Origin of the sequence: Nostoc sp. DedQUE04 (assembly GCF_034530995.1) — a bacterium.
In the GTDB taxonomy this organism is placed as follows: Bacteria; Cyanobacteriota; Cyanobacteriia; order Cyanobacteriales; family Nostocaceae; genus Nostoc.
On record NZ_JAVRCA010000068.1, the window covers coordinates 1 to 24,949 of the forward strand.

A 24,949-nucleotide genomic window follows, 5' to 3' on the forward strand; every position below is an offset into this window, starting at 1 on the left:
GAGTTTTTTCTTTTAATCCTTTTATTCAGAATACTCGGAAAGTGACAGAAGAGGGTTAACATGAGTCCTTTTTCCCGCAAGAGTGCAAAAGTTACTTTTGCAAGAGACTCTATGAGTGGAACTCACAAGGAACTATAAAAATATCTCTTCCCCAGTTCCCAGTTCCCAGTTCCCAGTCCCCAGTCCCCAGTCCCCAGTCCCTATTTTTAAGGCAGGTCTAATGTTTAGGATGAGCCTGTTAAAAAAACTGCGCTTAAATTTTGCTGTATAAAGGTACCAACAATATTTAATATTGCAATCTGTTGGATGCTCGAATTACTGCTATTACTGGGTAGTATACATTACAAATACTTACTTATTTATTAATATTACGAGTGCTTTGATGATTGAAATCCTAGCCACACTTTCTGCCTCTGCGGCAGCAGGAATCAGAATAGGCATACCTTTGCTAATTATTGGCTTATTGCAGGGTAGCAACTTGTGGTCACAAGTTCCAATCTTATCTCACATTTCTCCACCAATATTATTATGTTGCCTCACCAGTTGGTCATTAATTGAATTATTAGCTTCAAAAAAGCTCTGGGGGCAAAGATTGCTCCAAGTGGTTCAGTTATTCATGTCTCCCCTTGTAGGGGCGATTATGGGGTTAGGAGTAGCTACAGCAACAGCAACCCCAAACTGGCTGATTGCCATAATTGGAGGTTTATTAGCTTTGGTACTCCAGCTCGTCCAAATTGGTTGGTTCTATCGGTTACGTGGCTTACCGTTGTGGGCAGTCTTTCTTCAAGATACCTTGTGCATTGCTCTAGTACTATTTGCCTTTGATGCTCCTTGGCAAGGAGGAGTAATTGCTTTAATACTGCTCTGGTTCGCAGTTCGTAGTGCTAAACAGTGGTATGACTGGTATAACAAAGGCAGAAAAGGGCATGGGGCATAGGAAATGGGGCATGGCAGACAAGTGAGATGAGGAAGTATGGGAAGTAGGAAGACTAAGGGGAGATTTGCACTAAGCTTTTCGCCTCTGCCCAATGCCCAATGCCCAATGCCCCATTCCCTTTATCGCAAAAGCCCAATCATGTGCAAGAAGCCATGACCAGTAATCAGTTCTACGATTAAGGCAATAAAACCCAGCATCGCAATCCGACCATTCCATACTTCAGCACTAGTCGTCAGACCCCATTCCCAACGCTCTTGAGGGTACATCTTGACCATTTTTTTCATTTGAGCAGCTTGCGAAAGCTTGAAACTGGGGTTTCTCAGTGCATCAATCACTAATTCGGCTAGTGCATTAATAAATACTGGATGAGTATTAGGAGCAGGTACGCGGCGGAAGTTGTGAATTCCTGATTCTTCGGCTACTTCTCGATACTCAATATCAATTTCTTGTAGTGTCTCGATATGCTCTGAGACAAAACTGATTGGCACCACAACCAAATCTTTCACGCCTTCTGCGCCTAGTTCTTTGAGGGCATCTTCAGTATAGGGTTGGAGCCATTCTACTGGGCCGACACGACTTTGGTAAGCTAAGGTGTGAGCATTGGGTCGATTGAGAGTCTGCATAATCAACGCAGTACATTCTTCAATTTCCACTTGGTAAGGGTCGCCTGCTTCTTCAACGTAGCTTTTCGGAACGCCATGAGCGCTGAAGAATATATGAACGTCATTCGGGTTGGGGAATTGCTCAAGTTCTTGGGCTATGAGTTGCGCCATTGCTTGAAGATAGCCTGGTTGTTTATACCAAGAAGGAATGACGGTGTAATCAATAGGTTGGAGTTTTGGATCTTCTTGCCAAAGCTTGTCTAAAAGCCGGAAGCTGGAACCACTGGTACTGATAGAAAACTGGGGATATAGTGGTAATATTACCAGGTGTTCTACCTTGTCTTGGGTAATTTGTGCGATCGCCTCTTCTGTATAAGGATGCCAATAACGCATTCCCACGTAAATATTAACTTCTTGCCCTAAAAAACCTAACTGTTCTTTTAAAGCTTCCCCTTGAGCTTCTGTGATCTGCCGCAACGGGGAACCACCACCGATTTGCTTATAATTTTCTTGAGATGTTCTGGTTCGCCGTGTGGCAATAAACCAGGCTAGGGGCTTTTGCAACCAGCGAAATGGTAGGCGAATAATTTCCGGATCGGAAAATAGATTGTACAAAAACGGCCCAACATCTTCTAGCTTATCAGGGCCACCGAGATTGAGTAATAAGACGCCTACACGACCCATAGCAGTTACTTTCCCCCAATCTTTTCAGGTTTTTTACTAATGTTAACAATATATCTTTATTAAATATAAAGCTTAATAGCAAGGAAATATGCAATGGCAACAATTTTAAGAGATTGGAGTTACCGTTATCAGTGGTTATATGATGGTATCTCTCGTTTAGCAGCCTTAAGTGTAGGTGGTGAAGCCCGTTTTCGGCAACTTGCTTTGCAAGGCTTAACAATTCGCTCAGATTCTCAGGTTTTAGATTTATGTTGTGGAAGTGGCCAAACGACTGAGTTTTTAGTAAAAACTTCACAAAACGTAACAGGTTTGGATGCTTCACCTAAGTCTTTGCAACGGGCGCGGCTAAATGTACCGGAAGCTTCATACATAGAAGCTTTTGCTGAAGAGATGCCATTTGCAGATAATCTGTTTGATGTGGTGCATACCAGCGTTGCATTACACGAGATGCAGCCTCAGCAATTACGAAAAATTATTAATGAAGTTTATCGGGTGTTGAAGCCAGGAGGAGTATTTACGCTGGTGGATTTTCACGCTCCGACAAATCCGATATTTTGGCCTGGGATATCGGTGTTTTTGTTGTTGTTTGAGACGGAAACAGCTTGGAAATTACTGAAAACTGATTTAGCTGAGTTGTTAGCTAAGACTGGCTTTAAAGTGAGTAAGTCTACTTTATATGCAGGTGGGAGTTTGCAAGTGATACAGGCGAATAAATGAACAATACTACTTTATTAATAGCAGCTAAGAGACTCTGCTATTAATAAAGTATGGGTGATTTTTATATAGTACTTAAGCAGGTAAGCGGTGAAAAAATGACGCAGGAACTAATAGACCTCAAAAAGAGTATTTTGGAAGGACGTTATGCAGATGCCTTAGCAATTGTAGACGAATTAGAAGGCATGAGTAAACAAGCTATTCTGCGGAATATCCAAGCTTATTTAAGGATTTTGCTGATTCATTTGATTAAGAACCAAGTAGAACAACGATTAACTGGTTCATGGGCAAATTCTATTCGTAATTCAATCCGAGAAATTAAAAGTCTTAATATCAAAGATAATAAAAAATCTCACTATATTAATTTATGTGAATGGGAGAGTTTAATAGAAGAGGAAGTGATTGAAGATGCGATCGCTGATGCCAGCGATGAAGTAATGAATGGAGTATATAATCAATTCCAACTGTCTGAAATAGTGGATAGAAACCAAATTATTCAGACTGCGTTGAAGTTTTTGGCGCTAACTTATTCTTATTCAGCTAAGGAATTAACCGCAGTTGTGGCTGAAAATTTAATTCAGTTATCCGGTGGAGAAGATTGGAAAGCGGGTAGGCGGTAAAATGTTTGAATCCCGTTTCAATCCCTAATAGGGATTTTGAGAAATTGCAATCTTTTTGGGGCTTTTATGATTGCCGTCGCCCTGTTGTTTCAATCCCTAATAGGGATTTTGAGAAATTGCAATGCAATTCTCATGATGTACCGCCACGGTTTGCGCGTGTTTCAATCCCTAATAGGGATTTTGAGAAATTGCAATTTTTTAGGACGACCATGTTTGTTTTGAACAGTCATATATAGTTTCAATCCCTAATAGGGATTTTGAGAAATTGCAATAATAGCATAAGAATCAATTGCTGCACGAATTGAAGTTTCAATCCCTAATAGGGATTTTGAGAAATTGCAATCTGTGTGGTGAATTAGTGGAACAGTACTCCCATGATGTTTCAATCCCTAATAGGGATTTTGAGAAATTGCAATGCGCGGATCTTCGTTTTGTCTTTTTCCTGCCATTGGTTTCAATCCCTAATAGGGATTTTGAGAAATTGCAATAGCGGGAGCCTGAAAGCCAAGCTATATTTAGTTTTCAAGGTGCGGTTGCGCGGTTCTAGAGCAATCATAGCATTAGAGAATTTCTTTGGAAAGAGTGTCGGGAAAGGTTGAAAGCTGAAACTCAATTTTTGTAAGCATTTCAGAGATTGTGCGGATGAATTTAGACAATTAGTGGGGTGAAATGCTTGCTGGTGTTGAGATAGAAGCACTTTTTTTCGGGTGTGAAATTTGTACACCTACCCTTGCGCGCATTTGACCATACAGTAACCTAAATATAAGGGAACTTAGTAATTCAACGTAGAGATGATGAAAGAAATAACGCGCCGCAAATTTATTGCAACAGCGACAGTGGCGACAGGTTTTGCCCTTGCAGTACAACCCATTTCTGCCGGAGTCATCACTACTGATGCCAAGGGGTTAGTAGCTGGTGCAGTGAAAATTCCTGTCAAGGATGGCGAAATTCCTGCCTATAGAGCAGCACCAGCTACTGGTGATAATTTCCCAATTGTTCTAGTAATCCAGGAAATTTTTGGCGTACACGAGCATATCCAGGATATCACTCGTCGCTTTGCTCGGTTGGGATATTTAGCGATCGCACCCGAATTATTTGTGCGTCAAGGCGATGTCTCGAAGTTAAGCAATATAGACGAAATTCGTCCAATTGTCGCCAAAGTACCAGATGCCCAGGTGTTATCCGATCTTGATGCTACTGTAAACTGGGCAAAGAAATCAGCTAAGGGTAATGGTGAGAAGTTGGGAATTACAGGCTTCTGTTGGGGCGGTCGTATTACCTGGTTATATGCAGCACATAATCCCCAGGTAAAGGCTGGTGTAGCTTGGTATGGGCGACTTGTGGGCGATGCTACCGAACTTCAGCCCAAGTATCCGGTCGATATTGCATCAAAACTGACAGTCCCGATTCTCGGACTCTATGGTGGCAAGGATACAGGTATTACTCTTGATACAGTAGAGCAGATGCGCGATCGCTTAAAGTCCAGCAGTAGCAAATCTGAAATTATCGTCTATCCCAATGCACCCCACGCATTTTTTGCCGATTATCGCCCCTCCTACCGCCAGCAAGAAGCTCAAGATGGTTGGAAACGCCTCTTGGCATGGTTTAAGGAAAATGGTGTTTAAAAAATTAGCTACTTATGAACTGTGACGCTGAAAAAAGTCCCAAATTGTTTCACTGGCGTTCAGCCCCAGCTTGGCATTGAATTTGTTTAGGTTCTCGTCAGTTGAAGAACCACCAGGCCAGAAATGTCCACCGTTGACTACCGCTAGCTGCCAGACTTCGGAGTTGCCATTACAACCTGTGTAGATAGCGGTTTTCACTTTATCTTCAGAAAAATTCAAAGATGCATTTGATAAGGTGCATCGATCGTGCGATCGCCAAAACTGTACCATGTCTGAGATCGAAACCAGCGCTCCTCGTTGAGTGCGATCGTCACCTTCATAAAGTACATCGCGATCGTTTGTACCGTTGATCGTTAACATCGATATGGGAGTTTGAGGCTGGCAACTAGGTTTGAGTCTAACTGGGAGCGAACCAGCTACTGATGCAAAACCAGCAATTTTATCAGGTAACTTACAAGCTAGTGCTTGAGTAAGTATGCCACCTCTAGAAAAACCAGTGGCATAAACTTTATGACTATCAATATTAAGTTGCTGCTGAAGATGATTAATCAAAGCACTGACAAATAAGACATCATCTACCTTTCCTTGAGCGTTACCTCTAAGACTCCATTTTTGGTCAATTCCATCTGGATAAACAACAATAAATCCTTTTTGGTCTGCTAATTCATTAAAGCGAGTCACATTACTGATAGACCGACCATTACCATCATCTCCATGAAACACTAAAACTAATGGTATCGGGCGGTGTAGGTTATAAGATTTTGGAGTGTAAAAATAGTAAGTCCGTAACTTTCCTTGATCGTATATTTCTCCATAATTATCACCAATCAAGATTTTTTCTTTAGTTATATTTTTTTCGTCAGCCTGAATGGAATCGCAGGCTGTTATGAAACTAATTCCTAGTATAAATATTAAAATTTTTTTTAAAATATGAGAATTTTTAGATATATTCATGTTGATTAAATTGATTTATCTTAACTACTTGTCTTTAATTATAAGTCTTCTTCAGCAACAAAGTTTTAACTAATAGAGGCTAACAACTTTAGTTGTTAGCCTCTATTTAGATATTAAACTCTGACATTTACATAACGAGCAGGAACTCTAACTTTAACCCACCTGTGACCGCGTCGTACTGTTTCCCAATGTGCAGGAATTAACTTCCGTTGATATCGGGCAACAACAGGTCTACGCACAATAGCAGCTCTATGAACATTGGGTCTGACAATGATTTCTGCTGCTGATGCTTGTGACGGTAAGGAGGAAATTGCAAATGGGAGAGCAAGTAATGTACCTAATAAAATACGTTTCATATCCAAATCTCCATCAATTAATTTGCTTGAGTTTTATACAGCATTTATCAATAATTCGCGAACAAATATTCTTACTCATTAGCTTTACAGTAAGCTTTGTTTGTTACACGAATTAATTGATTTGCTGTATTGCTCTCAGTTTAAAATGCTGAATAAGAAAACACAGTGTAGTAAAGTCATAATGTCAGTATGACTTTATTCACATTTTAAACTTTGGACAAAAAAAAAGGAGTTTAGAATTCTCCCTTGAGTCTTATTTATTACTTAATAAAGTATAATTACTGAATTCTGTATGCAATCATTCCAATCAATACGGCAAGACCTAGCGCTCTGCGAAAATAATTAACGCCTTGAAATAGCTCCATCCACGCCCAAGTAAACAATGCGCCATTTGCCACAAAGTCTAACACTGTATTGATTTTACCACTTGTAAAAACTAGAGTGAGTAAACTAGCTACTATCCAAAGAATAAGTGGTGGGTTTGGCATTTGAGCCACAACAATTTTGCCACTGCTGTCACGGAAGGTTTTATCAACTAACGTGTTTTCCATTGTTTGAAATTACTACTTAGGTAAAATTATTAACTTGCAAAAATTACGCAGTAATTTATTGATAATAGGCTGAGATTTAATTGCAAGTTATTTAAAAAAATTAAAACATTAAACCAATTCTATTTTCACCCATCTAATTGCTGAGATTAGAGCAGTAAAGGATATTCATATATGACTATATTGAAAGACATAATTACACAAATGCCAATGCGTATTTCTTTATTCTCGACGTACTTAAAATAGAAAAGCCTCCCATAATGGGAGGCTGAAAAGTTAGCGGAGACAACTTGTTAAACTACAGCGATCGCTCCTCCTAATGCAGAGAAAATGGCGGAGACGAATGCTGTGGCAAACAGCCACCACGCTGCTGTAGCTGCGGCTTTGCGGGTTTCTTCTGCTTGCCGCTGTGCTTGATGCTTTACCTGTTCTAGACGGCGTTGGGCTTCCTGCTGTATGCGTTCTGCACGCTGTAATACTGTGTTGCGTGCCCGTTCAATTTGGTCGATGATTCGGTTGGCATCTTCTTCGGAGATGTCCTCACGAGAACTCATGATTGCCACTAGGGTATCACGGTCAAAAGAGGACAAGCGATCGCGCAGGGCATCAAAACCTGCTTGGGGATCGTCAAAAACTGTGCGAAGATCGCGCTTAATACTATCATAGTTAAGTTCTGGGCGATCCAGGGAGTTGAGATAGTTACGAATGCGGGCGAAAACCCCGTCAATTGCATCTTGAATGCCCCGTTGAATGCTGCGTACTTGTTCGACAAATTGATCCCTTACGGACACCATATTATCGGCAATCCGCGCCGCTTCTTCATCAGAAATATCTTCCCGAATTTTCAGCAAGGCGATGATGGTATCACGGTCAAACTGGGAAAGGCGATCGCCAAAACTTTCTACTCCAACTCGCGGATCGTGCAACAATAATTGCAAGTCGCGTTTGATACCTTCTGGGTTGAGTTCTTCTTTACCCGTTTGACGCAGATACTCTTCCAAATAACCTTTGAATGATTCTACTCTTTGTTGTGTACGGCTAGCTAGACGACGAGGCGCACGCACAAAGTTACGAATCGAAGTTTGGGTGGAATCAATGATTTCATTGACTTGTTCTTCACTCAAGTCTTGGCGTTGACTGAGCAATTTCACCAATGTATCTCTGTCTACCCGCGACAACCGACGGCGCAATGCGACGGCTCCTTCTTTGGGATTTTCAAACAATTTGGTCAAATCTCGCTGAATACCTTCAGGACTGAGTTCTTGTTTGCCAGTATTTCGGAGATAATCTGCGATCGTTGTTGTCACAGAGTCGTATTGCTCTTTAGCTTTATCGACTACAATTTGAGGTGTGTGGCGAATATTGTACCATGACTCTTCAGTAGTATTGATGATTTGATTAACTTGATCTTGACTCAAATCTTCCCGTTGACTCAACAATTGGACTAAGGTATCGCGGTCAAAGCGAGACAAGCGTGCCCGAATTGAGCTAATTCCAGCTTGGGGATCTTCCAGTAGCTTTTTGAAGTCGGCGCGGATGGCATCAGGATTCAATTCTGATTTTCCGGTGTTACGCAGATATGATTCTACATTCAGCCACAGGGTTTCTGCTTGATATTGTGCCTGTTCTGCTAGTCCTTTGGATTCTACCAAAACGCGATCGCGTTGTTTTTCCAACTCATCGACAATGCTATCTACTTCATATAACTGGACATCGTTACGTTGTAGCAATATCTGCCGAATTTCTTGGCGGTCAAGGTGCGCTAGCCGCAATGTCAGGGTTTCATAATCTGCCTCTGAGTCTTCCAACAGTGGTTTAAAATTCTGCTCGATGCCTTCGGGTGTCAAATCTGCCTTGGGAGTAACGAGCAGATAACTTTCTACTGCGCGTTGCAAGTCTTGAACTATATCTCTTTCTTCAATAGCTCTGACTGTTACTAGCACTTCTTGGCGGACTGTTTCTAGCTGATTGGCAATGCGCTGAATTTGGGCTTGGGTAAGCAATCCCCGTTGTTGCAGAATATTGGCAAAATCATTACGGGATAGTCGTTCTAGTTCCCGGCGGACGATTCCAGGGTCGGCTGCTGGATCGTAGATGACATCATGAAATTCCTGGGCAATTCTTTCTGGACTTAGTTGCCAAGCATAAGTATTGTGCAGGTAGTTTTCGACATCAGCCCGAATTGGGCTATAGGGTTGTGATGGTGTTGGCAAACCTAGCTTATCTGCTTGTTGAGAGACTTTATCTTTGGCGGTGGTGAGACTACGCAAGATTTTTTCCACATCCAAATCAGGCAAATCTGCCCGTCCCAGCACAGTGGCGGTTAAGGCGGATAGTGCTTGCTGGATTGTACTTTGCATTGGGCCAGAGCCTGCCTTTTGGTTTTGGTCAGTTTCTTTGGAACCACCCTGTTCTGCTAATAACCGATCCAGTTTGGCGTTGAGTTCATCTGTTTTGGTTTGTCCTGGTGGGAGTGATTTCAAATAATCCATTAACTCACCCAGCCGATCTGCGGTGGGTGCTTGCTGACTTACCACTTGCTGCCAAACCTTATATAAGGTATCAGAAATCCGGCTAACGTCTTTTTTGGAAAGATCGGTGCGGCTGCTGACTAACTCGATAAACTTTTGGCGGTCGATGTTGCGGATATCTGGAGTCCCGGCGATCGCTTTTAATTGCGGATCGTTGAGTAAATTTTCAAAATCACTCCGAATCTTTGATACATCGAGTTCTGGAGGACGAATCTTTTCTAAGTAATCTTCAATGTTTTCTCGGATACTTACGGGGTCGATGGCGCTTCCTAGTTCTCGACGGACAGCAGCAGCGGCGGCTTCAGCTGTGGCTACCACTTGGTTATTTACAGCTTTCGCACCTAGTGCGGCGGTAGCAGTTCCCATAATCGCCTGAAAGCCAGATGTTGCCGTATTGACAACTGAGCCAATTAAGGAGCCTACGGTGGTGGAACTTACCCAAACTAAGAGCAAAAAGTAAGCACCCCAAATCACTAAACCGAGAATCGCTCCCAATCCTCGGTCTGAGATCACAAGGCTCAATTTTACTGCTAGGTAAGAAGCGATTAATAAGGCGATCGTCACAGTGGCTAATGTCCAAATTCCCACTGCTGTACCGATTTTGCGAATATTACCGCCCAAACTTTCCACCTCCCTACTATCTGAATCCGAGTCAGATGAGTGCCCCAGGTAGGAAATACCGAATGCAAGGGAGAGATTAGTTAAAACTAATTGGAAAGCAAAGGCAAGAATCACGCCGGAGATTAAAGCCACAAAAAAGCGTGGCCCGGAAATGAGAACCGATGCTTGTTCTGGTGTGACGTTTGAGCGTTCTAATGGAACCTGTGCTAACCACAATAGTGGTTTATAGAGTCCCACCATGATTTCCGTACTTTGGAACATTGGATTTCCTTCTACCTACTAAGTTTCAATTTGGGGAATTAAGAATTTCTTGAGAAGCAACTCTTAGTATTTATTATGTTTGTACCTATGGCAATACCTAACTCTTTAGATCACAATCGTAGAATTTACGTCTTTAAAGCATCTCTCCAAAGGCTGAAACCCTCATACAGCGGAAGATATAACTTTTGTTAACTCTTGGTAAAGAACATAATTCAATGGCAAGCAATCTTACTTAATTTACTGCTAATTTTAATTTTAATTGTTTAATTTATAGTGAGTAACTCTATTTTAAAAATAGTTTGCTTTCAAATAGTTTAGATTTATTTCAATATCTGTTTTTATCACCCTCTCTAGGTGGATTTATTTATAATAATACGTTTAAGCATCGGTCAGAAGAAGTGCTTGTCTTTTGTGTCTATAGACAGAAAGCATTCTAGTTATTAATAGCTACATTAAAGTTAACAAACGAATTGTTGAGGGCAAGGAAATGGCAACTCCTTTTTCTAGAGATTTGCTAATAATGTCAACAGAATATAATAGTTGCGATCGCAATGATTTTCTGTTTGATTAGACTCCTCAAGCCTCAATTTTAAACGGTCGTTTTGCAATGATTGGCTTTCTTGCCTATTTAATTTGGGATTTAGTTGGCTATAAAGTTTTGTACTTGATTGGTTACGAGAGCATTTAAAGAATAAAAACCAACTTGATTAGGAAGGAAAAAACAATGAAAACTCGTCCCTCTACTGATTTACCAGCTGTTGCACCGGAATACAACGGTATAGACCGGAATGCATTTTTGTTTGGTTGGACTCCTCAAGCCGAAATTTGGAATGGTCGCTTGGCGGCTATTGGTTTCCTTGCTTATTTGCTTTGGGATTTAGCTGGTTATAGCGTCTTGCGTGACGTTTTACATTTGATTAGCTACTAGAAACTAAACACCTAAAAAACTATTAAATTTTGGAGAAAAAAATGGCAACTCAAGAAACTCGTCCCTCTACTGATTTACCAGCTGTTGCACCGGAATACAACGGTATAGACCGGAATGCATTTTTGTTTGGTTGGACTCCTCAAGCCGAAATTTGGAATGGTCGCTTGGCAGCTATTGGTTTCCTTGCTTATTTGCTTTGGGATTTAGCTGGTTATAGTGTCCTGCGCGACGTTTTACATCTGATTGGCTACTAGTCGTCTGCTACAAGCATTATGATAGGTTAAGATATGTTTGTAGTAAGCACTTAAGTGCTTATAGCGCTTCCCATTCAGAGACGGTACAATATTGCACCAATTTGGCAAATTTACCAAGATTGTTAATTCGTAGGTTGGGTTGAGTAACAAAACCCAACCTATACATTTTTATTTTTTAGCCTTAGCAGTATTGCATTGGCTTCTACAAATGCTTGCCAGTTTTCCACATACGACCTTTGAAAGTTTATTTATTGTGTAGCAAAAAAGTCACTTACAAGTAGGTGACTTTTCTCCGATCAAAATTTGACAAAAATTACTGAAATTTTAAAGAGTGATTATTCATCAATACTACTGGGAATACCCAAAACAGCACAGGGAAATTTAGAACCTAGTGCTTCAATCATTGGATGATTGACAGAGTTGCAACCTAGAAACAGAATATCAGCCGCTTCTGATTCAACAACTTTGCGAAGTTCTGTAGAAATGCAGCCAAATCGCAAATGAGATTTGAAAGAACCCTGCCATTCTTCAGCCAAACTTCGGGCTTGCCAGAGAATTATATCTGCTTGTTGTAGAGGAGCGATCGCTGTCTGTAATTTAGGTTGAGTTAATACCTGTGTGACAGACTTTGATACTTCACTAACTTCACATTCTAATGAAGATTGTTGTTGGGGAAAACTCAAGATATTTGAATACTGATTGCTTTGATTATCTTCTACTACATAAACGGCTTGAACTGTAACTTCTGTATTGGTGGCCAAACGCGTTTGATGGGCAACCCAAAAGGCAATATCTAATGCCGTATGACTGTTGGGAGATGCATCATAAGCAACAATTAAATTAACTGCTTTCGCCTTTTGAAGTTTTTTAGAAAAAGGTTTTTTTGGTTCTGGCAGTAGTACCATTTGTTCGATTAAATCATCTCGGCCTGTGGCACTTTGCAGACGTGCTAACATTGGCTTTATTTGCACAGCTTTACTTCTCCTAATGAAATGAATTAGCAATGAGAAGCAGGGCGACCAATTTTAGATTTTGGACTTCGGCTAGGTTCAGTCGAAGGATTTTGGATCTTAGATTGAGTGATGATAACCAAAATTTCAAATCTTAAAATTAGTCAAGGAAACCCCAATAATAACTGTATTACAGCCAAGGTCTTGGGGGTTCCTTCCATTGCCTACGGAGTTAGCTGACGGGCTAAGACTGGAAGGTGTCTCTCTCTTAGAAGTGCTGAGTGCTAAGTGCTGAGTTAATATTAATAATTCTTAACTTCTGACTCTTAACTCCTCATTTTCTATGAGATACGCCCCACAATATGGTTCCTCCGTTCCAAATTCAGCTTTCATGGATTTGAATTAGGCTACCCACTAAAAAAATGATAATCTAATTTACTCGTCTTGGGCAAAATATCGATCGAGGAAATTTAGGGCGTGGTTGCGGAGTTCAAAATACTCTTTTGAGTTTCGCATGGCGGCGCGATCGCGCGGATGCTCAAAAGGAACTTCTAAAATCTCCCCGATATTAGCAGCTGGGCCATTGGTCATCAAAACGATGCGATCGGACATATAAATTGCTTCGTCTACATCGTGGGTAATCATCATCACTGCTTGACGATTATTTTCCCAAATATCCAATACCTGCCGTTGCAATTTGCCACGAGTTAGTGCATCTAATGCCCCAAAAGGTTCATCCATCAGCAACATTTTGGGACGAATTGCTAAGGCTCTGGCAATACCTACTCGTTGTTTCATACCTCCAGAAATTTCATCAGGATATTTGTCAGCCGCCGCCGTCAAGTTTACCATTGCCAAGTGTTCATTTACAATGCTAATTTTTTCAGAGCGATTAGCATTTTTTAGCACTTCATCTACGGCTAAACGGATATTTTCTCGCACTGTTAACCAAGGTAACAGAGAATAGTTCTGAAATACCATCATCCTTTCGGCTCCTGGCTGACGAATTTCTTTCCCATCTAGCCTGACTGAACCGGAAGTGGCTTTTTCTAAACCAGCTACTATTTTGATTAGAGTTGATTTCCCACAACCTGAGTGACCAATTACAGAAATATATTCATCTTCATCAATCGTTAAATTAACTTTATCTAAAACGACAAAGTTATCTTTATCAGGTGTCGGATAAGACTTGACTAAATTTTCAATTTCTAAAAATCCAGCGCGGGGCAGAACTTCGGTCTGGGTATTAATAGGTAATGAGGTATATTCCATCATCAAAGGCTCCGGAAACAATTTAGTCAATCAATATTTGAACTTGGGATTTAAGACATGAAAAAACGAGTGGGAGCGTTAGCCCTGATGGCAAAACTATTCAAATAACCCACCGGATCGCTGGGGTCGAAGCCTTTCTTATCTATAAATACCTCTGGTGGTTCGACCTTGTAATCATCCTTGGGACATTGGATGCCCATTTCTGATGCTATCTCGCGGTATAAATCCGTTCTCCAGCCTTGTCCAGCTAGTTTCTCGGCATTTTTGGGGAATTCCTTGATTTGTCCCCACCGTGCTGCTTGTGTCATCAACCAGAGACTTCTCGATCGCCATAAGAATGTGGAGTGTTCTCCTGGCTGTTTGGGAAGGTTGTCAGGAATATCGAAGAAAATCGTGGTGTCAGCAGCTTTAATGGTGCGGTCTTTGCCATCAAAGCCGCCATAGTTGTAATTGCCGAGAATTGCCGGACTTGTAAACTTCGCAATTGGCGCACCTTTCTTTTTGGGTCTAGCACCCGTAAAGGAACGGTCTGTAAGCAGTTCGGCTACTTCTTGGCGGTTTTCTGCTTTGCTGCAATACTGGCAGGCTTCAATCATCGCCTTGACTAGGGAACGATAGGTTTTGGGATATTTCTCGATGAAAGATTCCATCACGCCCAAAAGTCGATCTGGGTGTCCCAACCAGACTTCTTTACCTTGTGCAAAGGTAAAGCCAATGTTTTCATTACCAGTTATTGCTCGTGTATTCCAAGGTTCTGCAACCATGTAAGCTTGCATTGCCCCAATCCGTACGTTTGTTACCATTTGGGGAGGCGGAACGATAATGATGCGAAACTCTTTAAGCGGATCGACACCTGCGGCGGCGGATAAGTAACGGATAAAGTATTCGTAAATGGAGGAACTTAATACTACTGCCCAAACTCTGTTTTCTGGCGGTTGGTTGTCAAAGTAACCTCGAAAATCACGCCCAAAGGCTTCTAAAGCACCATCGCCATATTTTTCTTGATACTCGTACCACGGACGCAGCCCAAAATCCCACATGGCTTTATTCATGGTCATGGCGTTACCGTGGCGATGTATGGTCATCGCTGCACACAATGGGGCGTGGCGTGCGCCTTCAGCGCCAATTCTGGCGTTGGTGACAGCACCAGATACTACGGGTGAAGCATCCAGGCGACCAAAAATGACACCGTCGCGGGAGGTGGCCCAACTGGCTTCGCGGTTGAGTGTAACGTTCAAACCATACTTGCGGAAGAAACCTTTTTTCCAGGCGATCGCAAATGGCGCACAATCATTAACGGGAACATAACCAACTGTAAGATCGGCTTTTTCTAGGTCGCCGCTTTTAACTACTGGTTGCACAGCTAAGGCTTCTTCTGTCAATCCTTTGGCCGATCTATCTCCTGAAATCCCACAAGAGGACAGCGCTATTCCCGCCGTTGTTGCTCCTATTCCCTTGATAATATCTCGTCGAGTCCAGTTAATATCACCCATTCTTGTAGCTCCATTGGTGATTGATTGCTCACGCTTCAGGCGCAGAGTCTCGCTAAATCTTGCTGTTTTAATAGCAGGCTAATTTTGTTAGTTGGAAGTTTTAGGGCGATGGGTTACTAATTCTTCGATTTTGCCCACGGCATAATCCAGAATTAACCCAGTTACACCAATTACCAACACAGCTAAAAAGACTGAACTCAGGTTTAAGCGACTCCATTCATCCCAGACAAAGAAGCCGATACCAATACCACCTGTGAGCATTTCCACGGCGACGATTACCAGCCAAGCTATGCCTAAACTAATTCGTAAACCTGTAAAAATATACGGCAAACTTGCAGGCCAAATGATTTTTGTAATTCGTCGCCAACGGGGCATTTCTAGCACTCGTGCCACATCTAAATAATCTTTGGGAACGCTAGAAACTCCTAAAGCGGTATTAATAATTGTCGGCCATAAGGAAGTAATAAAGATGACAAAAATGGCTGAAGGATCTGCTAAGTTGAAAATTGCTAAGGCGATGGGTAGCCAAGCTAGGGGCGATACAGGTTTAAAAATTTGAATAATCGGATTAAGCGCTAGCATTGCCGATTTGGACATGCCAATTAGAAACCCCAAAGGAATCGCTACTACCGCACCCAACAAAAAGCCTATTAATACCCGGCGCAGACTTGCGATCAATAGCCAACCAATTCCTAAATTCCCTGGGCCTCGCTGATAGAAAGGATTTAAAATGTAGTCTAAATTAGCGATTAGCGCTTCTGGTGGAGTGGGCATCAATTCATGGTTGGCAAGTGCAACAATCCACCACAACACAATTATTCCCAAGAAGCCTAATACAGGTAGAAAGAAGACATCCCTGACAATAACAGGTTTTGTTTTTTTCCAAGCAGCTTGTCCAGCGATCGCAGCGATCGCAGCCAAATTTAGTTGAAATATCATTTACGACCTCAACAGATTTAAGTGCAGGTACAAAAAATCCGAGCAGTACCAGCCTTGGACACCGATGAGATCGGAACATTATAAAAATGCCGTCTCTTCAGTCTCCTCTCAATGCCTACGAAGTTAGCTGACGGGCTAGGGCTGAGAGATGCCCTTCACAAGAAAGTTATGAGTTATGAGTTATGAGTTATGAATTAAATATTAGTAATTAGTAAGTTCCAACTCCTCACTCTCAACTCCTCACTTTCTATGAGATACGCCCCACAATTTGGTTCCTCCGCTCCAGCGTTATGCACTGTGACACGCTGAATTAGGCTGACTTACTCTAATGGATACTAAATTATGCACAATATAACATCGATCCTCAGTAAAAGCCATCTATCTTATGATAACTATTGTTTATTTTAATACTTAAATTAAATGTTAATAACTAGTTAATTGCAACAAATAAGACTTGTGTATCTAGTTATGTTGTGAGTTAACTCCTTGCACAGACAGCTAAACAATATAGTTAAGCAAAGTATCAAAAATATTACGTGCTTGATTAATATTTTTTAATATAAAACGGAATATACTGATAAAATTTTATATACGACTACTTAATTAGTAAACAAAATAACATATATAATCTATTCCTTTTGGTAGGTGAACTAAATTGTTAAATTTGGTAAAAACCCACTGCACTCGCTAAACTAATTGGATATGGAAGTTTACTCATCTATCTCCTAGCTGAATTTAACATAATGGATTTTAGTCAAGTACTGGCTGAAAAAACGGATACCATCGTTGATAAATGGATTTTAGCGGTTCGCAAGGATAGACGGATTGAAAGTGCTGATGACCTATCTTATACAGCCGTAAAGGATCACGTCCCTGATGTTTTGAAAGCTATGGTGACAGTGCTTTCAAAATCTCAAGATAATGATATTCAGTCAATAGTTACTGCCAGTTTTCAGCATGGAGCTATTCGTGCCGAACAAGGCTTTGATGCAGCAGAAATCGCTAGAGAATATCATCTGCTGCGAACAATAATACTTGATGCTCTACAAGCAGATTTATTGGAAGGAACACCTGTAGAGATAATTCGTTCTATGCGTTTGATTGACGCTATCCTAGACGAAGCGATCGCTCGATGTTTCAAGAGTTATGTTGAGGAACGCTTGCGGGAATTACAGCAGTTGCAAGTATCACTAAGGCTCCATAACGAGGAACTTACGCGGTTAATTAGCGCCAATCAAGAGTATCTTTCTCAACTAGCCCACGAATTAAAACATCCTCTAACTTCTATTATTGGTTATTCGGATCTGTTTTTACGCCAACAACGACGAAAGGCTGATATAAAAGACAACTATACGAATTTAGAACATATTGAGCGGGTACTACGCAATGGTAGACAGTTACTCCATTTAATCAATGATGTACTAGAACTTTCTCGCTATGAGGCAGGACAGACAAAAATCCAATTAGCGCTTACCGATGTGCGGGAATTAATCGATAATATCTGTCAAATGTTGGAACCTTTAGCTGCGGGAAAAAATTTACAAATTGTAGTCGATTGCGATCGCATCCCTGAAAAATTAATCACAGATTCGTTTCAGTTGCAACAAATTATTACAAATCTTATTAGTAATGCGATTCGTTATACAGAGTCGGGGACTATTATTATCATGTGTCAGGTGTTGGAGAAGCAGAGATGGGCGATCGCAGTTTCTGACACTGGGATTGGCATTGCACCCGAAAACCAAGCCCAGATATTTGAACCCTACTTTCGCGTCAGTTCTAGCGATCGCCCATATCTTCCTGATAGTACAGGATTGGGATTAGCGATCGTCTCGCGTTTAGTAAAACTATTGCAAGGTCAAATTAACCTAGCCTCACAGGTAGGCGTTGGTTCTACTTTCACCGCAATTTTTCCTTTAGAAGTGGAGTTTTAAAAGTCACGGTTACACAAGCAAAGTCAACCTCCGTGGACTATACAAAATTAAGGGTTTTGTCTGTATAGCTACGATTTCAACGCCAGGGCTTTTCTTAGCGATGATGTCTACCATCCCCATTTTTTATCTTTCGATTTCATCTATTTCTTTGGGAACCCCCGCAGTTAACACCTCATGTCCCCCAGGCGTAACTAATACATCATCCTCAATCCGAATGCCAATGCCAACCCATCGAGGATCGGTCTGTGGCTGGTCTTCTGCTAGTTTAGTATCTGGCACAATATATAGTCCCGGTTCCACTGTCAAAATTTGACCTGGTTGTAAAATTTGTGGTTTGTCTTCACCATGCTGATAAACACCGACATCATGGACATCTAAACCTAACCAATGGCTGGTACGATGCATATAATATGGTTTGTATTTTTCCTCTTCAATTAACTTATCAATTTCACCTTTGAGGATGCCAAGTTCGACTAAACCTTCTGTGAGGACGCGCACTGCTGTATCGTGAACTAACTTGAAGGGATTACCTGGTTGGACTTGAGCGATCGCTTGTTTTTGCGCCTCCAAAACAATCTCATACAGCGTCTTTTGTTCTGGCGTAAATTTACCCCCAACAGGAAATGTCCGGGTAATATCCGAGTTGTAATAACCATAGGCACAACCGGCATCAATTAGCAGTAATTCTCCATCCTGCATTTGACGATTATTTTCAATGTAATGGAGTACGCAAGCATTGACACCAGATGCCACAATCGAAGGATAAGCAGGCCCCATTCCACCCCGGACTCGAAAGACGCGTTCCATCTCCGCCTGAATTTCGTACTCATAACGTCCTGGCGCAGCGATTTCTTGGGCATAATTGTGGGCTTCAGTTGCGATCGCAGCTGCTTCACGCATCAATTCCAACTCAGCTTCGCTTTTGATCAATCTCATGCTGTTGAGGACAGGGCCAGTATCTTCAATAGCGATCGGCCCAGTACCACGCTTCGGATAAGTCCGCAGTAAACTTTGGTAATGTTTGAGGATTTGGTCGTTAAAATTGCGATCGCGTCCTAAGTGATAGTAAATCCGGCTGGCTTTTTCTAAATACTGCGGTAACTTTTCATCTAACTCGCTAATGGGGTATGCTTCATCAGCACCATAAATTTCCTTGGCTGCATCTACCCCACAAAGATAACCAGTCCATACTTCCTTTTCGCGATCCTTCGGTTGGACAAACAGCACAAACCGATGTTCTGCGTGATGCGGCGCTAACACTGCTACTGCTTGTGGTTCATTAAAACCAGTCAAGTAAAAAAAATCACTTTCTTGGCGATAAACATACTCGACATCGTTGTGCATCACTGCCATTGGCGCACTGCGAAAAATGGCTGTCCCATCACCTATTTTTGCCATTAACTGTTCGCGACGCTGCCGATATTCTGCTTGCATAGTTGATGTACTTTTAATAGGTATTGTATTCTTTGACACTTTTAGCAACTAACAAATGCACAGATGATGCCTCTTAATAGCTGCTAATCTAAGTTATTCTAACCAATATTTGTTTCTACTCAAGTTATACAGCAGAATAAAGAATTCAGGAGTAAAACACACTTTATACCTGGGTAACAGACTTAGCTTGTGTACCTAACCAAAAAAATATATTAGGAATAATGTAGCGATCGCTTCTATCTTAATTAAGTCGGTTTAATTAAACATAAAATAAATTTCTAGTTTGTAGATATATTTTTGATACAACCTTCAAATGTCCAGGACTTACGCAACTGGCATATTATTTTCAGTTCGTAGTGTTCGTGTAGCGTCTCGCAGAGAGGATTTTAGTCCTCAAAATAAGGGTTAAAGCCGCTTACTACAAACTACAAATCCGATTTTTTGGTGACACTTGCGTAAGTCCTAATGTCAAAGAAAATAGATAAAATAATCATTTTTATCTATAAATAATCATATAAGCAATTACAAAACATATTTTGCAAATGCTTATATAGAACTTGAAAATTTTAGAATAATAGTTTAAAACAAACAAATATTTATCTTCCAAGAATGACATTAATAAATAAAAAATAGTTATAAAGAAAAATTGAAACCCTAGCAAATGTTATTTCATTACAGAAAGAGATTACAAAAAAAAGTTAAAAGAATATAACAACCAATAATAAAAATACACCATGCCGGCAAATTCAAATTCCTCACCCTTAGCTTTGAATACATCTCGATTGTTATCAGATTCTTTTGCAAAATCAGAAATCTTGACAACTTCTCTTAAGAGTTTAAATTATGATTTAGGGTTTGGAAATAAGAGTTCTTCACTAGCACTAGAAAGTCAACCGATAACTGCGCCTGTTAAAACGTCAGCAAATCCCAATCCTAATCCTTACTTAACTAGTGCGGCGATTACTCCTGACTTTAACGGGGATGGTAAAACAGACAAAGTTTGGGTCAATTCTGCAACAGGTGAGATTATCATTCGGTTGATGGATGGCACAAAAGTTATCGAACAGGGTTCTTTGGGTCAATTTGACCTATCCGCCTATGATTACAAAATTGCTGACTTCAATGCTGATGGCAAAACCGACTTCTTATTACGCAATAAGACAACCGGTGAGAATAGTGTTGTCTTAATGGATGGCACCAAAGTTGGTAGTGCGGCTGCTCTAAGTAGCGTCGATCCAGCCTGGAGTCCTCAGATTGGAGATTTCAACGGCGATCGCAAAACCGATATCTTCTGGCATAATGGCACAACTGGCGAGAATGCTATCTGGGAAATGGATGGCACTACTGTTCTGAATGCAACTGTTCTAGACACTACAAACACAGCATTAACTCCTACAATTGTTGATTTCGACGGCAATGGTAAGAGTGACATCTTCTGGCGCGATCAGACCACCGGCGATAACACAGCTTGGTTTATGGATGGTACGCAAAAGACTGAATTGGCGCTGCAATCACAAGATCCCGCCTGGACTCCTACCCTTGGTGATTTCAACGGCGACTATAAGACTGATATTCTCTGGAGAAACGCTCAAACCGGTGAGAACAAGGTTTGGACGATAAATGGTATTTTAGTCACAGAGGGTGCTTTGGGCACACTTGACTCATCCTGGACTTCCAAAATTGGTGACTTCAACGGTGATGGCAAGACCGATATCTTCTGGCACAATGGCACAACTGGTGAGAACACTGCTTGGTTGATGGATGGCACAACAGTTGCAACTGAAGCTTTCTTACCAGCTAATAACGCGGCCTTGACACCATCTCTTGGCGATTTCAACGGCGATGGCAAGACTGATATCTACTGGCGCGATCAGACAGCAGGTACAGACAACATTTGGACTATAAATGAAACGACAGCAGTTGAGACTCCCATCAGCGACGCAGATAAGCTGACCGGAGAGTGGTATACGTTCTAAAAGTTAGGGGCATGGGGCATTGGGAATTGGGCATTGGGCAGAGGAGAAAGAGGTAATTTTTATTCTTCCCCCTGCCCCCTGCTCCCCTGCTCCTCTGCTCCCTGATTCCTTCATTTCCTTACTGCTCAAAACTTGTAACTCAAAACTTGAATCTCGCCATTCTCCGGCAAATCTTTAGGGCTAATAGAAATACTATCTGCACTGCTACGCCGCACTTTCATACCTTGCATTAAGGTTAGAAAATTATCTAGTGGTGAAAGATCGCATTTAGCAGCATCAGCAGCCTGTGTCCGGTAATGAGTCGGAATCACTAACTTGGGATTTAATACTTGAACAGCCTGCTTTGCTTCCTCAGCATTGTAGGCTTTTGCACTGCCTCCCACTGGAATAAATGCTACATCGGGACGCCCCATCAGGATTTTTTGCTCAATAGAAATAGGTGCAGCAGCCCCGCCTAAGTGTAGGATATTAATTCCGCCTTGCTTCCAACTCCAAGCAGTATTTGAGCCAAACTGCTTACCACCTTTGCGATCGTGGTCTATGGCAACTCCTTGGAATTTAATGCCTTTAAACTCATAAACTCCTGGTTCGTAGATCAGTTTTGCATTTCCCGGTAGTACATCCACAGCACCTTCATCTAGCAGTTGGCTGCTAATCAGTACCAAATCTGCTGCAACTTTTGGGGGACGATACTTAGCAGTACAACCGATTGACCGAAATGGATTGACGAGAACTTTCGCACCGCTACCAGTAAAAAGAAAGCAAGTATGACCCAACCACTGAACTGATAAACCGCTAGATTGTGCGTCAGCTTGAGATTCAGAACCCAAGGTAGTAACTAAAGCTGTGGCCAACCCCGCCCCAGCATAGCCCATCAACTGTCGTCGTTTCATTAATTATGCTCTTGACTGTAACTGTTGGAGAAAATTTCGCAATAACTGTTTTCCTGAAGATGTCAGGACACTCTCTGGGTGAAACTGGACGCCCTGAATGTGAGGATAGTTCCGGTGTCGCACTCCCATAATGGTGTTATCTTCAACCCAAGCGGTGATTTCTAACACATCTGGGCAAGTCTCACGTTCGATTACCAAACTATGATACCTGGTGGCGGTCAGAGGATTTTCTAATCCCCGGAAAACCCCCACTCCAGTGTGAGACACCTGAGAAGTTTTGCCATGCATCAACTCTGGAGCAGAAATTATTTTACCACCGAACACTTGACCAATGCTTTGATGTCCCAAACAGACACCCAAAATTGGTAACTCTTGTCCTAGCTGTTCAATCAATTCTAAAGAAATGCCGGCATCTTCCGGGCGACCAGGCCCAGGAGAAATAACTACAGCTTCCGGCTTTAATGCCTGAATTTCATCTATGGATATCTTGTCGTTACGAAAAACTTTAATATCATCTGCCGCTGGGAACTCTGATGCTAATTCTCCCAGATACTGCACTAAGTTATATGTAAAACTATCGTAATTATCGATAACTATAATCAAAGCTTATCACTCCTGGTTTTACGACTGATCAGTTGCAAAAAGCATAGATAAGTATCTCATGCTATTTGTTCATTAGGTGTAAAAATAATGTTGACGTAGACGTGTAAGTATGAAGTGGCTACTCTACGGCCATTTTCTAAAGATTACCAAGTAATCCTTTAGCCAGGATGCTTGGCACGTTGGCGTAGCCCGTCGTAGACATCGCACGATTTAAATTTTAAATATATTCTGCAAAGGGGATTCGGACAGAGTGTGATTCTCTTAATGAGTCACTTAGCGATGCCTAAATCACGTCTACAAAGCCGATATAATTAACTTTACCAGAGGAGGAAGCAATAGCGTACCTGCTACTAGCATCGCTACGAAAGCAGAGACAAGCACTGCACCAGCCGCACAATCTTTAGCAATTTTTGCCAAATCATGGTATGTCTGCTTAACGGTTAAGTCCACAACAGACTCGATCGCTGTATTTAGTAACTCTAATGCTAAAACTAAACCACTAGTTATACCAATTACCGCTATTTCTACCGCTTGTAGATGCAAAAAAACGCTTAAAGCAATAGCTAAAGCACAAACACTTACGTGGATGCGAAAATTACGTTGAGTTTGAAAACTATAGCTGATTCCAGCCCAAGCATATTTAAAACTAATAAATAAATTAGAGGCTACTTTCCAGGAGAATTCCCGTTCGTCAGACACCAGTGTTTGTAACGAGGTAGGCGTTGGTGATGGAGAAATTTTTTGCGACATAGACTTAAAAACACAAGAACAGAGTTGCTACAGTGGGAATATTCGCCGATCTTAATGGCAGAATTAACTTTGAGGCAATCTTTAAGCAATTTTCCACAGAAGTATTATAAAAGTATTACCCAAAATTAACATTAAGAGATACTTCAATTACTGCTATTCCATGTCAATAGCAATACCTATTGCATTCAGCAATCCCACTTGCTGTTTTAACATTCGCTCCAAACTTTTTTCATCAGGATGATCCCAGCCCAACAGATGCAATAAACCGTGAGCAGCTAACCAAGCTAGCTCAGTTGGTAAGCTATGTTCCTGTTGTTGAGCTTGGCGCTGTGCTGTATCTACAGACACAATAATATCACCTAAGTATAATGGGACAGAGGCAAGCATTTCTTTGCTTTGAGGAAAATCCACTTCCAAAGCAGCAAAGGCTAAAACATCTGTCGGCTTATTTTGCTGACGATATTGAGCATTCAGTTCTTGAATTTGCAAGTCATCTGTCAAACGCAGCCCGATTTCATAACTTGGCGCTGGTGGAATCTGAGGGTGAAGTATTTCCAACCAGTGATTAAACCAGTTTTCCCAAGTTTCAGGGGTAATTCGGGCATTAGTCTCGTCAATTTTTACAGATGTTGTCGGGGACAACTCATAAAAATACTCCTCCACATATAGTTCAACTCTCAGGGGCACACAGTCTCCTTGTCTGAGGTTTACGATTTGTCGTTAAGACTGTCTTTTGTCCGTTGTCATCGGTCATCTGTCCTTTTAAATATAATTAATGACTAATGACTAATGACTAATGACTAGTTTAGTGAGTGAGGTAAGCAAGACCAACAAGCAGAGCTAAAAGCCCTACAGCAGTCAATCCAAAATGCTTTAGGGAAGTTCCACCCTTCCGCACCATGTTTCGCATGGCGAGTTTAACGTAGCTAGGTTGAGGTTCTGTTGAAGGTGAGTTGCTCATAGTTATTTGTCTACAGACTCTTTTATAACTGTAACAGTTGGTCTGGGATAGAATGGCGATCGCCCATATATTACTAAGGCGTTTCACACAGAAACGCCTTAGTAATCGG

23 protein-coding genes, 1 CRISPR repeat array and 2 riboswitches are annotated in these 24,949 nt (G+C 41.4%); of the genes, 8 read left to right on the forward strand and 15 right to left on the reverse strand.

The genetic code is table 11. The features are described 5' to 3' along the window. The first annotated feature begins 382 nt into the window (after positions 1 to 382). Positions 383 to 937: a DUF4126 domain-containing protein gene (locus tag RM049_RS31755; RefSeq protein ID WP_322707010.1), complete on the forward strand. Its 555-nt coding sequence runs from the start codon at positions 383 to 385 to the stop codon at positions 935 to 937. A gap of 119 nt (positions 938 to 1,056) precedes the next feature. Here the strand turns inward: RM049_RS31755 and hemH are convergent, their stop codons facing one another. Beyond that, positions 1,057 to 2,223, reverse strand: coding sequence for a ferrochelatase (hemH, locus tag RM049_RS31760; RefSeq protein WP_322672716.1), 1,167 nt, complete (start codon positions 2,221 to 2,223; stop codon positions 1,057 to 1,059). Positions 2,224 to 2,316: 93 nt separating this feature from the next. Here hemH and RM049_RS31765 point away from each other — a divergent pair, with 93 nt between their 5' ends. The 3 genes from RM049_RS31765 (at position 2,317) to RM049_RS31775 (ending at position 5,182) form a co-directional block, all read left to right on the forward strand. Then, a complete protein-coding gene (locus tag RM049_RS31765) occupies positions 2,317 to 2,940 on the forward strand; it encodes a class I SAM-dependent methyltransferase (RefSeq protein ID WP_322707011.1) in 624 nt (207 codons plus the stop codon). Between the two features lie 95 nt (positions 2,941 to 3,035). Continuing rightward, positions 3,036 to 3,557, forward strand: a complete 522-nt coding sequence (locus tag RM049_RS31770; protein ID WP_322707012.1) for a DUF29 family protein — start codon at positions 3,036 to 3,038, stop codon at positions 3,555 to 3,557. A 14-nt stretch (positions 3,558 to 3,571) separates the two neighbouring features. After that, positions 3,572 to 4,045: direct repeats of the CRISPR family, unit length 37 nt; unit sequence GTTTCAATCCCTAATAGGGATTTTGAGAAATTGCAAT. A gap of 306 nt (positions 4,046 to 4,351) precedes the next feature. Continuing rightward, positions 4,352 to 5,182 (forward strand): dienelactone hydrolase family protein, encoded by an 831-nt coding sequence (locus tag RM049_RS31775; protein ID WP_322707032.1) that lies wholly within the window; start codon positions 4,352 to 4,354, stop codon positions 5,180 to 5,182. Positions 5,183 to 5,194: 12 nt separating this feature from the next. Here RM049_RS31775 and RM049_RS31780 read toward each other — a convergent pair whose 3' ends face one another. The 4 genes from RM049_RS31780 to RM049_RS31795 form a co-directional block, all read right to left on the reverse strand. Then, on the reverse strand, positions 5,195 to 6,136 hold the full coding sequence (locus RM049_RS31780; RefSeq protein WP_322707013.1) for an alpha/beta hydrolase family esterase: 942 nt from the start codon (positions 6,134 to 6,136) through the stop codon (positions 5,195 to 5,197). 113 nt (positions 6,137 to 6,249) lie between these two features. Continuing rightward, positions 6,250 to 6,492, reverse strand: a complete 243-nt coding sequence (locus tag RM049_RS31785) for a hypothetical protein (protein ID WP_322672720.1) — start codon at positions 6,490 to 6,492, stop codon at positions 6,250 to 6,252. Between the two features lie 278 nt (positions 6,493 to 6,770). Further along, complete coding sequence (locus tag RM049_RS31790) at positions 6,771 to 7,043, reverse strand: hypothetical protein (protein WP_322672721.1); 273 nt, start codon at positions 7,041 to 7,043, stop codon at positions 6,771 to 6,773. Between the two features lie 290 nt (positions 7,044 to 7,333). After that, entirely contained in the window at positions 7,334 to 10,453 is a 3,120-nt protein-coding gene (locus RM049_RS31795) for an MFS transporter (protein ID WP_322707014.1), read from the reverse strand. Positions 10,454 to 11,177: 724 nt separating this feature from the next. Between RM049_RS31795 and RM049_RS31805 the strand changes: the two genes are divergently transcribed. Both RM049_RS31805 and RM049_RS31810 read left to right on the forward strand, forming a co-directional pair. Continuing rightward, positions 11,178 to 11,381 (forward strand): high light inducible protein, encoded by a 204-nt coding sequence (locus tag RM049_RS31805; protein WP_322672723.1) that lies wholly within the window; start codon positions 11,178 to 11,180, stop codon positions 11,379 to 11,381. A 41-nt stretch (positions 11,382 to 11,422) separates the two neighbouring features. Next, positions 11,423 to 11,635 (forward strand): high light inducible protein, encoded by a 213-nt coding sequence (locus RM049_RS31810; RefSeq protein WP_322672725.1) that lies wholly within the window; start codon positions 11,423 to 11,425, stop codon positions 11,633 to 11,635. A 335-nt stretch (positions 11,636 to 11,970) separates the two neighbouring features. Here RM049_RS31810 and RM049_RS31815 read toward each other — a convergent pair whose 3' ends face one another. The 4 genes from RM049_RS31815 to ntrB all read right to left on the reverse strand — a co-directional run bounded on the left by RM049_RS31815 (position 11,971) and on the right by ntrB (position 16,289). Continuing rightward, a complete protein-coding gene (locus RM049_RS31815) occupies positions 11,971 to 12,591 on the reverse strand; it encodes a universal stress protein (RefSeq protein ID WP_322672769.1) in 621 nt (206 codons plus the stop codon). Positions 12,592 to 12,794: 203 nt separating this feature from the next. Next, a riboswitch (cyclic di-AMP (ydaO/yuaA leader) is annotated at positions 12,795 to 12,983 on the reverse strand. Positions 12,984 to 13,020: 37 nt separating this feature from the next. Next, a complete protein-coding gene (locus RM049_RS31820) occupies positions 13,021 to 13,857 on the reverse strand; it encodes an ABC transporter ATP-binding protein (RefSeq protein WP_322672770.1) in 837 nt (278 codons plus the stop codon). Positions 13,858 to 13,907: 50 nt separating this feature from the next. Further along, positions 13,908 to 15,350, reverse strand: a complete 1,443-nt coding sequence (locus RM049_RS31825) for an ABC transporter substrate-binding protein (protein WP_322707015.1) — start codon at positions 15,348 to 15,350, stop codon at positions 13,908 to 13,910. A gap of 87 nt (positions 15,351 to 15,437) precedes the next feature. Next, positions 15,438 to 16,289: a nitrate ABC transporter permease gene (gene ntrB, locus RM049_RS31830; RefSeq protein WP_322707016.1), complete on the reverse strand. Its 852-nt coding sequence runs from the start codon at positions 16,287 to 16,289 to the stop codon at positions 15,438 to 15,440. Positions 16,290 to 16,386: 97 nt separating this feature from the next. Beyond that, a riboswitch (cyclic di-AMP (ydaO/yuaA leader) is annotated at positions 16,387 to 16,616 on the reverse strand. Between the two features lie 416 nt (positions 16,617 to 17,032). Here ntrB and RM049_RS31835 point away from each other — a divergent pair. Next, on the forward strand, positions 17,033 to 18,223 hold the full coding sequence (locus RM049_RS31835; RefSeq protein ID WP_322707017.1) for a HAMP domain-containing sensor histidine kinase: 1,191 nt from the start codon (positions 17,033 to 17,035) through the stop codon (positions 18,221 to 18,223). A gap of 123 nt (positions 18,224 to 18,346) precedes the next feature. Here the strand turns inward: RM049_RS31835 and RM049_RS31840 are convergent, their stop codons facing one another. Continuing rightward, positions 18,347 to 19,657: an aminopeptidase P N-terminal domain-containing protein gene (locus RM049_RS31840; protein ID WP_322707033.1), complete on the reverse strand. Its 1,311-nt coding sequence runs from the start codon at positions 19,655 to 19,657 to the stop codon at positions 18,347 to 18,349. Between the two features lie 734 nt (positions 19,658 to 20,391). On the opposite strand from RM049_RS31840, the gene RM049_RS31845 reads away from it, so the two are divergent. Further along, the gene (locus tag RM049_RS31845; protein WP_322707018.1) at positions 20,392 to 21,633 is read left to right on the forward strand and encodes a VCBS repeat-containing protein; all 1,242 of its coding nucleotides are present in this window, start codon (positions 20,392 to 20,394) and stop codon (positions 21,631 to 21,633) included. Positions 21,634 to 21,758: 125 nt separating this feature from the next. Here RM049_RS31845 and RM049_RS31850 read toward each other — a convergent pair whose 3' ends face one another. From RM049_RS31850 to RM049_RS31870, 5 genes are all read right to left on the reverse strand, one after another. Further along, the gene (locus RM049_RS31850; RefSeq protein ID WP_322707020.1) at positions 21,759 to 22,526 is read right to left on the reverse strand and encodes an MBL fold metallo-hydrolase; all 768 of its coding nucleotides are present in this window, start codon (positions 22,524 to 22,526) and stop codon (positions 21,759 to 21,761) included. 3 nt (positions 22,527 to 22,529) lie between these two features. Then, positions 22,530 to 23,129 carry an aminodeoxychorismate/anthranilate synthase component II gene (locus RM049_RS31855; protein ID WP_322686002.1) on the reverse strand — a complete coding sequence of 200 codons (600 nt, stop codon included), beginning with the start codon at positions 23,127 to 23,129 and terminating at the stop codon, positions 22,530 to 22,532. Between the two features lie 294 nt (positions 23,130 to 23,423). Next, positions 23,424 to 23,879, reverse strand: a complete 456-nt coding sequence (locus RM049_RS31860) for a diacylglycerol kinase family protein (RefSeq protein WP_322686003.1) — start codon at positions 23,877 to 23,879, stop codon at positions 23,424 to 23,426. Positions 23,880 to 24,032: 153 nt separating this feature from the next. Then, a complete protein-coding gene (gene ybeY / locus RM049_RS31865) occupies positions 24,033 to 24,560 on the reverse strand; it encodes an rRNA maturation RNase YbeY (protein ID WP_322707034.1) in 528 nt (175 codons plus the stop codon). A gap of 124 nt (positions 24,561 to 24,684) precedes the next feature. Further along, entirely contained in the window at positions 24,685 to 24,840 is a 156-nt protein-coding gene (locus RM049_RS31870) for a DUF3285 domain-containing protein (protein ID WP_094350437.1), read from the reverse strand. Between the last annotated feature and the right edge of the window lie 109 nt (positions 24,841 to 24,949).

Excerpts from the sequence above, each read along its gene's own strand:
- RM049_RS31815 (WP_322672769.1), bottom strand. The coding sequence starts at position 12,591 with ATGTTAGCACGTCTGCAAAGTGCCACAGGCCGAGATGATTTAATCGAA.
- RM049_RS31785 (WP_322672720.1), bottom strand. The coding sequence starts at position 6,492 with ATGAAACGTATTTTATTAGGTACATTACTTGCTCTCCCATTTGCAATT.
- RM049_RS31825 (WP_322707015.1), bottom strand. The coding sequence starts at position 15,350 with ATGGGTGATATTAACTGGACTCGACGAGATATTATCAAGGGAATAGGA.
- RM049_RS31755 (WP_322707010.1), top strand. The coding sequence starts at position 383 with ATGATTGAAATCCTAGCCACACTTTCTGCCTCTGCGGCAGCAGGAATC.
- RM049_RS31845 (WP_322707018.1), top strand. The coding sequence starts at position 20,392 with ATGCCGGCAAATTCAAATTCCTCACCCTTAGCTTTGAATACATCTCGA.
- RM049_RS31765 (WP_322707011.1), top strand. The coding sequence starts at position 2,317 with ATGGCAACAATTTTAAGAGATTGGAGTTACCGTTATCAGTGGTTATAT.
- RM049_RS31770 (WP_322707012.1), top strand. The coding sequence starts at position 3,036 with ATGACGCAGGAACTAATAGACCTCAAAAAGAGTATTTTGGAAGGACGT.
- RM049_RS31775 (WP_322707032.1), top strand. The coding sequence starts at position 4,352 with ATGAAAGAAATAACGCGCCGCAAATTTATTGCAACAGCGACAGTGGCG.
- RM049_RS31790 (WP_322672721.1), bottom strand. The coding sequence starts at position 7,043 with ATGGAAAACACGTTAGTTGATAAAACCTTCCGTGACAGCAGTGGCAAA.
- hemH (WP_322672716.1), bottom strand. The coding sequence starts at position 2,223 with ATGGGTCGTGTAGGCGTCTTATTACTCAATCTCGGTGGCCCTGATAAG.
- RM049_RS31820 (WP_322672770.1), bottom strand. The coding sequence starts at position 13,857 with ATGGAATATACCTCATTACCTATTAATACCCAGACCGAAGTTCTGCCC.
- RM049_RS31870 (WP_094350437.1), bottom strand. The coding sequence starts at position 24,840 with ATGAGCAACTCACCTTCAACAGAACCTCAACCTAGCTACGTTAAACTC.
- ntrB (WP_322707016.1), bottom strand. The coding sequence starts at position 16,289 with ATGATATTTCAACTAAATTTGGCTGCGATCGCTGCGATCGCTGGACAA.
- RM049_RS31835 (WP_322707017.1), top strand. The coding sequence starts at position 17,033 with ATGGATTTTAGTCAAGTACTGGCTGAAAAAACGGATACCATCGTTGAT.
- RM049_RS31810 (WP_322672725.1), top strand. The coding sequence starts at position 11,423 with ATGGCAACTCAAGAAACTCGTCCCTCTACTGATTTACCAGCTGTTGCA.
- RM049_RS31840 (WP_322707033.1), bottom strand. The coding sequence starts at position 19,657 with ATGCAAGCAGAATATCGGCAGCGTCGCGAACAGTTAATGGCAAAAATA.
- RM049_RS31850 (WP_322707020.1), bottom strand. The coding sequence starts at position 22,526 with ATGAAACGACGACAGTTGATGGGCTATGCTGGGGCGGGGTTGGCCACA.
- RM049_RS31780 (WP_322707013.1), bottom strand. The coding sequence starts at position 6,136 with ATGAATATATCTAAAAATTCTCATATTTTAAAAAAAATTTTAATATTT.
- RM049_RS31860 (WP_322686003.1), bottom strand. The coding sequence starts at position 23,879 with ATGTCGCAAAAAATTTCTCCATCACCAACGCCTACCTCGTTACAAACA.
- RM049_RS31805 (WP_322672723.1), top strand. The coding sequence starts at position 11,178 with ATGAAAACTCGTCCCTCTACTGATTTACCAGCTGTTGCACCGGAATAC.
- RM049_RS31795 (WP_322707014.1), bottom strand. The coding sequence starts at position 10,453 with ATGTTCCAAAGTACGGAAATCATGGTGGGACTCTATAAACCACTATTG.